Source organism: Arenimonas sp. MALMAid1274, assembly GCF_049195245.1.
Taxonomy (GTDB): Bacteria; Pseudomonadota; Gammaproteobacteria; order Xanthomonadales; family Xanthomonadaceae; genus Arenimonas.
Genome location: NZ_JBMIRR010000027.1, coordinates 616,659 through 629,160, shown reverse-complemented (window position 1 = coordinate 629,160; position 12,502 = coordinate 616,659). Strand labels below are relative to the sequence as shown.

Here is a 12,502-nt window from a genome sequence, read left to right as displayed (position 1 = left end):
GGCGGTCCGGACCACAGCGTGGCCCGGTTCCATCGCCGGCATTGCGCTGGTGCTGATGGGCTTCCTGCCGATGGTGGAAGTGTTCCGTTCGCCCGTGGTGGGCTTCGTCACGCTGGGGCTGCTGCTGTACGTGCTGGTGGCCAAAGGCCGGCTGCCGGTGAAGCTGCCGGGGGTGCTGGTGGCGTTCGTGGTGGGCACCGCGCTTTATTACGGGCTTGGACTGGCGGGCCTGGGTGCGCCCGGTTTCGCCTTGCCTGAGTCGGTGCCGCTGACGGTGGTGATCCCGTGGCCCAGCCTGGCGTTCCTGCAGGGCCTGCCCGCCACCCTGCCCTATCTGCCGCTGCTGCTGCCGTTCGGGCTGCTGATGGTGGTGGGCGGCATCAACGTGAGCGAAAGCGCACGTGCCGCCGGCGACGACTACCGTACCCGCGACGTGCTGCTGGCCGAGGCGGTATCCACCCTGGCCGCCGGCGTGTGCGGCGGCGTGGCGCAAACCACGCCCTACATCGGCCAGCCGGCGTACAAGAGCATGGCGCCCGCAGCGGCTACACGCTGCTCACCGGCCTGTTCGTCGGCGTGGGCGGCGCCCTGGGCCTGATCTCGGGGCTGGTGCAGTGGCTGCCGCTGGCCGTGCTGGCGCCCATCATCGTCTACGTGGCCATCGACATCACGGTGCAGGCCTTCGAAGCCACGCCGCGAAGGCACCACGCGGCGTTGGTGTTCGGCTTCCTGCCGTCGGTGGCTTATCTGGTCGCCATCAAGGCCGGCAATCCGGGCTGGATCGCGCCCGAGCGTTTCGCACAGCTGCTGGGCGGCGTGAGCAGCCACGGGCTGCCCGAACTGGCGGTGATCCTTGCGCTGGCCAACGGAATCATCATCACGGCCATGATCTGGATCACGGCCGTGACGTCGCTGATTGACGGAAGGCTGCTGCGTGCGTCGGGCGCCCAGCTGGTGGGCGCGGCGCTGGCGCTGTTCGGGGTCATCCATTCGGTGGCGGCCAACGGCGGGATCTACTGGCCGTGGGCCATCGAAGGCCTGCCGCAGCAGGTGTCGTGGCAGTTCGTTGCGGCTTACGTGGTGCTGGCCGGGGTGTTTGCGCTGTTGTCGCTTCAGGCGCGTGAACCTCCGAAGGCTGCGTGACGCACGTCGGCACAAGGCTGGGCCCGTGAGTGAACTTGCCAGCGAGCTGCGCGCCTAGGGTCGCAACCGCACCCGCTGTCGCGATCCGGCCGCTGGCCAGGCGCACGGGCCCCACCGGCTGTGCCTCCTCGTGCGCATCCTGGATGAGCGAAATGCGCCGCTCAGAAATTCGGCGGCGGACCCGCCCACAGCGCGGGCTCCTGCTCCAGCCAGTGGATCGCATCCTCTTCGGTTTCGAACACGTTGCCATCGAAGCCCAGACCCTGGGCCAGCACGACATCGAACCGTTCGGCGTCGTTGATCTCCTGCCGGCTGATCATCGCCACCTTCACCCGCCCCTGCGACGTGGCCGCCCAACGCCGGACCATCTCGAGGCGGGCCAGCAGGTCGGGCTTGTCGAAGCCGGTGAGGCCGCGCACGTCCACCAGCATCCGGCGGTCGCCGGCTTCCAGGGCCTGCGAAATGCAGGAATCCACCTCGCGTACGGCCTGCGGGAACGAGAGCGGGCCCTCGAGGCGGAACGTGCGGTAGGGGGCGGCCATGTGCGATTAAAGGCTCAAGAACGGCGTGATTCAAGGGCTAGAAATTCCGAACCGGCGGATCGGCAGTACGCTTGCGGAAACTGCGTATCCGCGGAATCCACCGATGCGATGCCCAATCGATGGCTCGCCACGATTGGATCAATCACATCGAATAGTCCCCGCGTCCACGGCAGGCCGGGAGCCGCGGTGCCGCTGGACGCGCAGGATCTCACCTGACAGCGAGTTGCCGAACTGAGTGGCGGCTTGCCTGCAGATGGATGGCTGCGCCTCGGCCATCGTGGCCTGCCCCAGATGGACGATCACCACGCGGTCTCCACCCACCGTCGTGCTGCCCAAAACCACCACAGCACGCTGCCGGTTGGCGGCCGCCTGCGCGGCGGCGTCGCGAGCAGCGAGTTGGAGCTGTCGCTGGGCATCATCGGCCATTGTGTCCATCTGCCCGGTGAACTCAGACACCGCGGCCTCGACGTCCCGGGCAGCAAGACGCGACTGCACCTCATGCGAATAGAACGGATACACCAGCGCCACGCCAAGGAAGATCGCCACGCCAAGCCAGAAGTTTCCTGGGGACGTCGACGTCGGCAGATTGGACCGGATCGGGCCGCGAAACCTCAGGTCGCCGAGCGTTGCATCATCAATGCGGGGTTCGGTCATAAATCACCCTGTTCCTGGCCAATGAGGTAATCGTAGCCGCATTGGCAGGACTGCGAACGGCCCCGCTATCCCTCCACGTGAGACGGGGGCAGGAGGCTCCTGTCGCGCGATTCCCCTTCGCCGTGCCGAGTACCGCCCGATACTGCAGTCAGTTTGCGATCGACGGAAAGGTCCACTACCGCTATTCCACTCAGGGGAATCAGCCGTACTGCTTGCGGTGTCGCTCTAGAGTACCCGACACCTTGTCCAGCGCCGCCTCGACCTCATCCTTGAAGCCTCCCGGCGCCAGCATCCGCACCGCCGAATGCGCAGCGCATACCTTCGGCGTGTCGGCCCAGCGCAGCGCAAGGTCGCGGGCCCACCCCGCGTAAGCGTCCGTGGCGCCGGGTTCGGTTTTCAGCGCCTTCCCCAGCATCGGGTGCATCCGCAGCGACGACTGCGGCAGCAACTCACCCAGGGACCCAGGCGCGGCGAGCACGTTGAGTGTGTCATCGACATGCACGATGCCACTCGCCCGGTGCCGCACGAGCACGGATGCTACGTGCACGCTCTCATCCAGGCAGACGAAGTCGACGCCTGCAGGCACCGACAGGTCCAGCGTATCGTCGAGCGGATGCTCGGCGCCCCAAGCTTCCACCGGCGCACCGGCCCAGGGCAACGCGGGCAAGCGCTCACGATGGCGGGCCGTGCCATAGAGCGCAGCGCTCGGAAGCAAGGCGTGCGTCGCCTCGACGTGCAGCGTGTGGAACGGGTGGACGTGGACCACCGCCTCGACCCGGGCGCCTTGACTGGTCAGCGCCAGCAACGCCTCGCGGGCTTCGTCCTCGAGCGCGCAGCCATCGATCACGATGAAGCCGCCGCCCGGCCGTTGCGCCACCGACATGTGGGTGCCGATGTCGATCAGGCCGCCGATGCGGTGCACGCCGCGAAGGTTCCAGAAGGTGTCGGCGAGTTGCTGCATGGTTCGGGGGCCTATTCTTTCAGCGGTTCAGGTGGACGATCAGTGCCACCTTGCAGCGCATCAGCGCATCCAACTTGCGCCTGCAGACGATGCAGAGTCAAAGCTGGCACAGTATCCCCGCCAACGCCAGCGCCCCGTACGTGCCCAGCGCCGTCCCCGAGGTGCCCACCAAAATGCCCGGCATTACTAGGACCTTCCGGTCGAAGCTTTCCGCAAGCACGAAGGCGGTGGTGGCGCCGCGTAAGTTCGCAGTGGAGGCGATGGCGATGATTTCGGGGCTGGTGCGGGTCAGCGGGCGTAGGCCACTGCCAAGATATGGCTGTCGGTGAATCGGGCCTTTTTTATGGAAGTCTCCTCGGAGACGTTTACGAGAAAAGTCCGCTCTTGACTGCTTGTGATTTACGGGTGGAGATAACCGAAGCTCGCATGTATTAGTGCTACTCGCGCGCCGGCCGAGCTCTGATCCGGCCGACCTAGATTTCGCGCTACAATCAGCGCGCTCCGGCCGAATAGACATGACATTAAGTCGAGACACAGCCATTTCGCGACAACTCATAGAAACAAAATCAATGCCCCGCTCAATCTCCCCAACAGAGAATCAATTGAAGGTTCGCCTGCTTAATGAACTTAGGCGAACCAAGCGAATTAGTCCATTTACTGTGATCGCGAACGAGCTCCCGCTCGGAGATACAGGCGTGAGGGCCGACCTCGTGCTACAAGGACGCAATTTCGTTGGCGTTGAAATCAAGAGCAATCGGGACAGATTGACCCGCCTATCTCGTCAGCTTCCCGTCTACCGCTCCTATTTTGACAAAACGATGCTAGTGATCGGAGCAGACCATCTGACCGACGTAGTTGTAAGCGAACTTCGCGATATCGAGGTTTGGATTGCTAGCGGACTGACCCTTAGGCGGCTGATCACGCCAAGTCTCACCAACGATGAGTCGGTCGAAAGCGGGGCTGCTATGAGGGCGGAAGCGACTCAAAAGAACCTGGAGGCTTTCCGAAGAAGATTTAAAGCAACCAGTGACAGGTTCTGGGATGCAGTAGCGAACGAACCGATCTCGCTTGAACACTTAACTTTGTTGAGCCGTTTCTCTGAGAAACGTAACGCGCACAAGGCAAATGCTGAAGAAGCCGCCAAGAAAAAAGAGGCCTGGATAGAGTCTCTAATTCAATCGACCCAGTCTTCATCGGTATCCAAGAAAGACTCCTCGTCGTTGAAATAGAGTTGCCTGTGAAGATGCAAATTAATCCTCACAGCAGTCGACCTGTTCGGCGAGGATATCCCGCCCTCCTCGTCTCCGGCAGCCGTTTTTTCAATCATCTGGGCGCCCCAAAGCTTCAACTTAGGCTCCCAAGTTTCGCTCTGGATCAAGTCAATCGACTGACTCTGGTATCCAAGAAAAGGAGTCGCGAGGGGTGAGGATTGCCTAAAGAAGCTCCACGAATCCTTCTTCGCATAGTCTATTCTCGGCGCAGGCAACCCGCCTCCACCCTGCTGCCGCTCAGCTCTAGCACTACCTCGATCGCTATAAATGATTGCCCTGTCGTGCTTGGCGAGCCTCTCAAACAGAACTCGCTCAAAAATGCGCTGAGAGGTTATTGAAGTAAAGCTATCGGGAAAACTCGACGCACAAACTGCGATATCCGCCCGAGGACACAGTGTTCTTGCGAGAGAAACCAAAGACTTTACTGAACCCTCTTCCAGCAAGAATTGTTCCGATTTCTTACCAAAATCTAAAACGAGCGTGACGTTTTCTGCCAGTTTAACCTTCGCTGCAATTAGCGAACAAAGTGCTCCAACTACTAAGGACGTGGGCTTGTCTATTCGAACAATCAGTCCGCGACCAATTGAAATCAGTCTCTCAATCTGCAATTCAAATTCAGCTGGAGAACCACCCGTCTGAAGACCTGGCGTGAAATGAGCATGCCGCTCCTCCAAAAAAAAGTCGTGCCAATTCTGAAAGCCGTTCTCAGGAGACCTTAAGTCTTTCAACTGAGAATGCACTGGCCTTTCTTGGCCAGACTCAACCGGATCTTCTTCGCCCATCTCCAAAAAACAAGCGCGAGTCCCGAAGGCCTTCGTGATTCGATCTACGGACTTCGATAGTTCATGAGAGGCCGACCATCTGCGAAGACCAATAAGCGGCCTTAGCTGTTCTTTGTCTTTCTCGGGAAGCTCTTGAAGGGCAAACATCTCTGCCGGCCTCAAGTCAATGACTGGCAAGTATCGGTTTGCGCCCATAATCAGGTGATCCCTAAGCGTATTTTCATCGCAACCTCGGAAACGTCAAACATCTCAGCCAGTTCCGAGACCAAATCTTCACGCGACCGACCCTTGCGAGAACTTATTTCTTCACTTAACACTTGACGGGGCAACAGTATGTCTGCAGCGAGCCGATTAGCTTCAGCTTCTCTAGAATCAGAAAGTGAAGATCTGTAGAGAACGTCATCCGCTATACCGCTTCCAATCTGATCACGATGAAGCAAGAAGTGTGCAATCTCGTGAGCAACCGTGAATCTTTGCCGTCGCGCACTATCGTGGCGGTTAACGGAGATCACAAAGCGCCCGTCGATAGGTCTAATTTCTCCGGAAATGCCCGGCGGGAGTGTTGAGGCGATCACCCGCAGGCCTAAGTCCTTCGCCAAGGAAGAAAGCTTCACAGGAATACGCTCATGCGCTCTTTGGATAGCTGCCTGCTGAGTGGCATCTATCCGATCATCATTAAGATTGTTACTCACGGTTTTCGGCATCATCGTCGAGCGCCTCTAGTTCTTCGATGCGCCGCTTTCGCTCTGCATCCCAAGCCTCTGCAACACCAGGCTTCGCCAGCTCACTCCGGAAGAACTTGATGACAAGGTCATCCAAGACTTGCCTCGCACCGCCCTCCTTGAGCTCCTGAGCGACATATACCGGCATGGCTTTGTTTACTACCGTTTTTACATTCTTCTGGAACTGCGTCCAGCCCCAAATTGCAAAGAAGGCCAAACCCAACCCTAGAACGGTTACCAGGAGAGACAGAGCGGACAGAATGATGGCTACAAAATCTGAATACGACATCTCCCCAGGCAGCACTCGAAGGGAGTGACCCTGGAACAGCCATAACAAGACTGCGCCTAGAAATGCGCCAATAAAAGCTACCGCCCCGATCTTTAGCTTCTCCATCACCACTTTCCTCGCTGATTCTAGAGCAGGGCAATCTCAAATCGTGCGACAGACGCGTTGATGTTCTACATATTCCGCCGATACTCGCCCCCGACTTCGTATAACGCATGACTAATCTGCCCCAACGAATGCGTCTTAACCGCTTCCATCAACGCGGCAAAGATGTTCTTCCGGTCACGGGCGGTGGATTGCAGGTAGCTCAGCCCTTCGCCGAACAGCATCGGCCCTGAAGGCCCGCCGACAGGCAGCGCGTTGCGGGCGGCCTGGAAGGTCTTCACGTTGGCGATCTGGGCGGCCTTTTCGGGCTCGGTGCTCCGAATCAGCTCGATGGTAGTAGCCACCTCGCCGGCGTGATCCTTCGGCAGGAAGGTATTCACCCCCACCAGCGGCAAACTCCCATCGTGCTTCTTGTGCTCGTAATACAGGCTCTCTTCCTGGATCTTCCCGCGCTGGTACATCGTATCCATCGCCCCCAGCACGCCACCCCGCTCCGAAAGCGCTTCGAACTCCTTGTACACCGCCTCTTCCACGATGTCAGTTAGGTAATCCACGGCAAAACTCCCCTGCCACGGATTCTCATTGAAGTTCAGCCCCAACTCCTTGTTGATGATCATCTGGATCGCCACCGCGCGGCGCACGCTCTCTTCGGTCGGCGTGGTGATGGCCTCATCGTAGGCATTGGTATGCAGGCTGTTGCAGTTGTCGAACAGCGCATACAGCGCCTGCAGCGTGGTGCGGATGTCGTTGAACTGGATCTCCTGCGCATGCAGTGAGCGGCCGCTGGTCTGGATGTGGTACTTCAGCATCTGGCTGCGCTCGTTGGCGCCGTAGCGCTCGCGCATGGCACGGGCCCAGATGCGGCGGGCCACGCGGCCGATCACCGTGTATTCCGGGTCCATGCCGTTGCTGAAGAAGAAGCTCAGGTTGGGCGCGAAGTCGTCGATGGCCATGCCGCGGGCCAGGTAGTACTCGACGATGGTGAAGCCGTTGCTCAGGGTGAAGGCCAGCTGGCTGATCGGGTTCGCACCGGCTTCGGCGATGTGGTAGCCGCTGATGGACACCGAGTAGAAGTTGCGGACCTTGTTGTCCACGAAGTACTGCTGGATGTCGCCCATCATGCGCAGGGCGAACTCGGTGCTGAAGATGCAGGTGTTCTGGGCCTGGTCTTCCTTCAGGATGTCGGCCTGCACGGTGCCGCGCACCTGGCGCAGCGTGTCCTGCTTGATGCGCTCGTAGGTCAGCGGGTCCACCAACTGGTCGCCGGTGACGCCCAGCAGGCCCAGGCCCAGGCCGTCGTTGGTGGGCGGCAGCTCACCGTGGTATTCGGGGCGCTTCTTGCCTTCGAAGAACGCTTCGATCTTCCTGTGCGCCTCGTCCCAGCGGGCCTGGTCTTCGCGCAGGTACTTCTCCACCTGCTGGTCGATGGCGGTGTTCATGAACATCGCCAGGATCATCGGGGCCGGGCCATTGATGGTCATGCTGACGCTGGTGGTGGGCGCGCACAGGTCGAAGCCGGAGTACAGCTTCTTCATGTCGTCCAGCGTGGCGATGCTGACGCCGCTGTTGCCGATCTTGCCGTAGATGTCGGGGCGGATGGCCGGGTCTTCGCCATACAGGGTGACGCTGTCGAAGGCCGTGCTGAGCCGCGCAGCCGGCTGGCCCACGCTGAGGTAGTGGAAGCGGCGGTTGGTGCGCTCGGGCGTGCCCTCGCCCGCGAACATGCGGATGGGGTCTTCGCCGGTGCGGCGGTAGGGGTAAACGCCGCCGGTGTAGGGATACGAACCCGGCAGGTTTTCCTTGCCCAGGAACACCAGCAGTTCGCCCCAGCTGCGGTAGGTCGGCGCGGCGATCTTCGGGATCTTCTGGTGGCTGAGCGACTGGCTGTAGTTCTCGACCGGGATGGCCTTGCCGCGCACGTGGTACTCGGTCACGTCGTCGGTAATGGACTTAAGGCGCTCGGGCCAGTCGCGCAGCAGCTGGATGCTCTCGGCGCTGAGCGCCTTCACCGCGTCGTTGTAGCGCTGGCGCAGGGTGACCAGGCTGCGGTCCACGGTGGGCGCGGCCGGGGTTTCGGTGGTGTTGAGGTTTTGGCGGCGTTCCCAGGCGAAGGTGGGCTTGCGGCGGTCGGGCTGGCCGGTACGGCGTTCGCCGCTGGCGGGGTAGTCCAGGGCGGCGGCGCCGCTCTTGGGCAGCGACAGCTGCTCGGGGTCGTACTGGTCCAGCTGGCGCGGCAGTGCGGGGTCTTCCAGGTCGCGCAGGCTCTGCCAGTAGCTCTGGGCGCGGTCGGCGGCCTCGGCCTGCTTCTCGATGCTGGCGTTGATGGCGCGGCCCTGCTCGGCAATCTCGGCCAGGTAGCGGGTGCGGGCGCCGGGGATCAGCACGGTGGCGCGCGGCTCCTTCAGCGTGACCTCGCCCTGCGGCGTCCACTTTTCGGCCGGCAGCTCCAGCTTCTCGCGCACCAGGCGGCACAGGTTGGTGAACATCCAGGTCACGCCGGGGTCATTGAACTGGCTGGCGATGGTGGGATACACCGGCACGTCCTCGTCCTTCAGGGCGAAGGCGACGCGGTTGCGCTTCCACTGCTTGCGCACGTCGCGCAGGGCGTCTTCGGCGCCGCGCTTGTCGAACTTGTTCAGCACCACCAGCTCGGCGTAGTCGATCATGTCGATCTTCTCGAGCTGGCTGGGCGCGCCGAAGTCGCTGGTCATCACGTACACCGGGAAATCCACCAGGTCCACGATCTCGCTGTCGCTCTGGCCGATGCCGGCGGTTTCCACCATCACCAGGTCGTAGCCCTGGGCGCGCAGGAAGGCCACGCAGTCCTTCAGCACCGGGTTGGTGGCGGCGTGCTGGCGGCGGGTGGCCATGGATCGCATGAACACGCGCGGGCTGCGCAGCGAGTTCATGCGGATGCGGTCGCCCAGCAGGGCGCCGCCGGTGCGGCGTCTTGTGGGGTCGACCGAGATGACGGCGATGCGCATTTCCGGGAAGTGCTGCAGGAAGCGGTTCATCAGCTCGTCGGTGACGCTGGACTTGCCGGCGCCGCCGGTGCCGGTCAGGCCGATGACCGGGGTTTTGCCTGCGGCGAGCTGCCATTCCTTGCGGAGTTTGGTCAGCTGGGCTTCGTCGAATTCGCCTTCCTCGATGGCGGTGAGGAATTTGCCGATGCTGATTTCGTCGTTGATGTTCGGAGCCAACGTACCAGGTACATTTTTCCGGGGTGGGCTCTTCCCCTTTTTGCCGCTCTCTTCTCCGGAAAAATGTACCTGGTACGCGGTCCTTGCACTTTCGGTCCGCCGCACGAGGTCCTCGATCATGGCCACCAGGCCCATCTGCATCCCGTCATTCGGGTGATAGATGCGCTCGACGCCGTAGTCCTGCAGTTCCTTGATCTCTTCGGGCGTGATGGTGCCGCCACCGCCTCCGAACACGCGGATGTGCCCGGCGCCCCGCTCCTTCAGCATGTCCACCATGTACTTGAAGTACTCGGTGTGGCCACCCTGGTAGCTGCTCAGCGCGATGCCGTCGGCGTCTTCCTGCAGGGCCGCGCGCACCACGTCCTCGACGCTGCGGTTGTGGCCCAGGTGCACCACTTCCACGCCCTGGGCCTGGATCAGGCGGCGCATGATGTTGATGGCGGCGTCGTGGCCGTCGAACAGGCTGGCCGCGGTGACGAAGCGCAGCGGGCTGCGCTCGGTGCCGGTGTCGGTGGTGGGGAGGCTGGAGGCGGGGGTGCTCATGGGGCGCGCTCGTACGGCAAGGGGCGGGATGCCCCGATTGTAACGCCGTCCGTCCGCGCCCCGCCCTCAGGGCTGGCGGGGCTGCCGGTGGGCCTGGACCACGCGCTGGGCCCGCGGCAATTCCGCCTGGGCCTCGCTAAAGCCCATCTCGGCCGAGCGCTGGATCAGCTGCAGGCCGCGCTCGGGATCGGCGGCCACGCCGATGCCGTCCAGGTAGGCCATGCCCAGCTGGTAGAAGCCCTTGGGATCGCCGGATTCCACCGAGCGCCGGAACCATTCCACCGCCTTGGCGGGGTCCCTCGGCGTTGCCACGCCTTTCCAGTGGAACATGCCCACCGAGGCCAGGGCGTCGCTGTCGCCCAGTTCGGCGGCCTTCTGGATCATCGCGAAGGCCATGGCATCGTCCTTCGGTACGGCTTGGCCCAGGTGGTACTGCTCGGACAGGTAACGCGCCGCGCGGGCGTCGCCCAGGGCCAGGGCCTTTTCGAACAGCGCGATGCCCAGCGCCGGGTTTTTGCCCGGGAACTCGGGCGCGTACAGGTGCGAATACGCCAGCGCGGTCATGGCATCGGCCACGCCGTCGGCCACGCCCATCTGCAGGATGGCCTGGGCTTCGGCGTACTTGCCGTCGGCGTAAAGCGTCTGCGCGCGCTGGTGCCAGGCGTCGTCGTACTTGCCGGGCGCGGGCACGGACGGGGTTTGGGCCATCGCCGTGGAAGCCAGAAGCCCGAGTGCCAGCCACAGGGCAAGGACGCGGCACGGCCTGATTATCGTCTGCATGCCTCAGCACTCCCCTGCGTAGTACCAGTCCTGCTTGCCGGAATTGCTGCGCCAGATGGATTCGGACTTCTTGCGCAGGCACTCGCTGCGCACGTCGGGATCGGCGGCCTCGCGGCGGTAGACGTTCCAGAGGCGCTGCTGGTTGGCGGCCGCGGCGGCGCGGTTGTTGGCCTGCTCGTCGCGATAGGCCTGGCCGCGCAGCTGGTCGCAGCGGCTGCCGCCGTACTGGCAGTACACGGCCACTTCGTAGTTGTAGACCCCCGGGTCGGACTTGTCGGGGCCCTGCGCGTCGATGCGGGCGATGAAGGCCTGCTGCTCGGGCGACTTGGGCAGGTGGCCGCGGTCGCGCAGCCAGGTCCACGAGGCGCCGTTGTCCTTGGACGCCGCCATCTGGTGCCAGAAGATCGCCAGCGCTTCGTTCGGGACATAGCTGTTGCGTGGGTCGTACAGGGTGCCCAGCATGCCCATCGCGGTGACGTTGCCGTAGTTGGCCGCCTTTTCCAGCCAGTAGCGGGCGCCATCCACGTCGCGCGGGCCGCCGCGGCCTTCCATCATCATGCGGCCGGCCAGCACCTGGCAGGGTACGCAGTCTTCCTCCGACAGCATCACCCAGATCGAGCGGGCGCGTTCGTCGTCGCGCGGGACGCCGGCGCCGCTCATGTAGGCATTGCCCAGCAGCTGGCGGGCGGCGGGGTGGCCTTCGGCGGCGGCCTGCTGGTAAAGCGCGACGGTTTCCGGCGCCGTTTGCGACATCGACAGCGCACGCTGGTAAGGCTCGTTACCGGGGTAGATGCGGGTGCGGTCGAAGAACACGCGGCGGCCCTGGCTGGCGGCGACGGATGCTTCCGAGGGCGGCAGCGCGGCCAGCAGATTTTTTCCTTCATCGTTGCCCAGCGCCGCGGCGGCCGCGTACCAGCGCCGCGACTGCTCCAGGTCGCGGGCCACGCCCTTGCCGTACTGATAGGCCTGGCCCAGGCCGACCATGCCGGCGGCATCGCCGGCGTCGGCGGCGCGCTGGTACCACTGCGCGGCCTTGGCGGCGTCAATGCCGGTGCCTGCGGCGTTGCTGGTGTGGTACCAGGCCACCGTGGTCATGGCCTGCGCCAGGCCAAGGTCGGCCGCGCGTTCGAACCAGGCCAGGGCCTTGCGCTGGTCCTGCGCCACGCCGCTGCCCTGCGCGTAGTGATGGCCCAGGTTGGACGCGGCCATCGCGATGCCGGCCTCGGCCGACTGCTCGTACAGCGCCAGGCCGCGGGCCGGGTCGCGAGGAGGCAGGTCGGTGGCATTGAGCAACAGCCAGCCCAGGGTCAGCTTGGAGACCGGGTTGCCCTGCGCCACGGCTTCTTCGAACAGACGTACGCCTTCGGGCTTGTTGCCGCCGTCGTACTGGGCGCGGGCGCGGTCGTTCTGTTCGCCCCAGGCGCGGAGCTGGGATTCGGGGGGTGCGGCGGCCTGGGCAAGCATCGGCGCCAGAAAGCCGGCGAGGCAGATCAGCAGGCGGAAGGTCGACATG

General features: G+C 63.3%; 11 protein-coding genes and 1 pseudogene. 2 read left to right on the top strand and 10 right to left on the bottom strand.

From position 1 onward, the window contains the following. Window positions 1–16: 16 nt before the first annotated feature. Window positions 17–1,143: pseudogene (locus ACOQFR_RS11475) on the top strand (hypothetical protein); the annotation flags it as partial. 161 nt (window positions 1,144–1,304) lie between these two features. On the opposite strand, the gene ACOQFR_RS11470 reads toward ACOQFR_RS11475, so the two are convergent. From ACOQFR_RS11470 to ACOQFR_RS11455, 4 genes are all read right to left on the bottom strand, one after another. Next, entirely contained in the window at window positions 1,305–1,685 is a 381-nt protein-coding gene (locus ACOQFR_RS11470) for a hypothetical protein (protein ID WP_421381984.1), read from the bottom strand. Between the two features lie 138 nt (window positions 1,686–1,823). Next, a complete protein-coding gene (locus ACOQFR_RS11465) occupies window positions 1,824–2,339 on the bottom strand; it encodes a hypothetical protein (protein ID WP_421381982.1) in 516 nt (171 codons plus the stop codon). Between the two features lie 199 nt (window positions 2,340–2,538). After that, window positions 2,539–3,300 (bottom strand): hypothetical protein, encoded by a 762-nt coding sequence (locus ACOQFR_RS11460; RefSeq protein ID WP_421381980.1) that lies wholly within the window; start codon window positions 3,298–3,300, stop codon window positions 2,539–2,541. A gap of 97 nt (window positions 3,301–3,397) precedes the next feature. Further along, complete coding sequence (locus ACOQFR_RS11455; protein WP_421381978.1) at window positions 3,398–3,817, bottom strand: DUF819 family protein; 420 nt, start codon at window positions 3,815–3,817, stop codon at window positions 3,398–3,400. An 85-nt stretch (window positions 3,818–3,902) separates the two neighbouring features. On the opposite strand from ACOQFR_RS11455, the gene ACOQFR_RS11450 reads away from it, so the two are divergent. Then, complete coding sequence (locus ACOQFR_RS11450; protein ID WP_421381976.1) at window positions 3,903–4,529, top strand: hypothetical protein; 627 nt, start codon at window positions 3,903–3,905, stop codon at window positions 4,527–4,529. On the opposite strand, the gene ACOQFR_RS11445 is transcribed toward ACOQFR_RS11450, so the two are convergent. The 6 genes from ACOQFR_RS11445 to ACOQFR_RS11420 all read right to left on the bottom strand — a co-directional run bounded on the left by ACOQFR_RS11445 (window position 4,475) and on the right by ACOQFR_RS11420 (window position 12,501). Beyond that, entirely contained in the window at window positions 4,475–5,548 is a 1,074-nt protein-coding gene (locus ACOQFR_RS11445) for a beta family protein (RefSeq protein ID WP_421381974.1), read from the bottom strand. The two genes, ACOQFR_RS11450 and ACOQFR_RS11445, sit on opposite strands and share 55 nt — an antisense overlap. A gap of 2 nt (window positions 5,549–5,550) precedes the next feature. Next, window positions 5,551–6,060: an ImmA/IrrE family metallo-endopeptidase gene (locus ACOQFR_RS11440; protein WP_421381972.1), complete on the bottom strand. Its 510-nt coding sequence runs from the start codon at window positions 6,058–6,060 to the stop codon at window positions 5,551–5,553. Continuing rightward, the gene (locus tag ACOQFR_RS11435; protein WP_421381970.1) at window positions 6,038–6,469 is read right to left on the bottom strand and encodes a hypothetical protein; all 432 of its coding nucleotides are present in this window, start codon (window positions 6,467–6,469) and stop codon (window positions 6,038–6,040) included. Before ACOQFR_RS11435 ends, ACOQFR_RS11440 begins: the two co-directional genes overlap by 23 nt. Before the next feature lie 65 nt (window positions 6,470–6,534). After that, window positions 6,535–10,209 carry a methylmalonyl-CoA mutase family protein gene (locus ACOQFR_RS11430; RefSeq protein WP_421381968.1) on the bottom strand — a complete coding sequence of 1,225 codons (3,675 nt, stop codon included), beginning with the start codon at window positions 10,207–10,209 and terminating at the stop codon, window positions 6,535–6,537. 66 nt (window positions 10,210–10,275) lie between these two features. Next, window positions 10,276–10,917 carry a tetratricopeptide repeat protein gene (locus ACOQFR_RS11425; protein ID WP_421381966.1) on the bottom strand — a complete coding sequence of 214 codons (642 nt, stop codon included), beginning with the start codon at window positions 10,915–10,917 and terminating at the stop codon, window positions 10,276–10,278. A 75-nt stretch (window positions 10,918–10,992) separates the two neighbouring features. Beyond that, on the bottom strand, window positions 10,993–12,501 hold the full coding sequence (locus tag ACOQFR_RS11420) for a tetratricopeptide repeat protein (protein WP_421381964.1): 1,509 nt from the start codon (window positions 12,499–12,501) through the stop codon (window positions 10,993–10,995). Window position 12,502 lies beyond the last annotated feature (1 nt).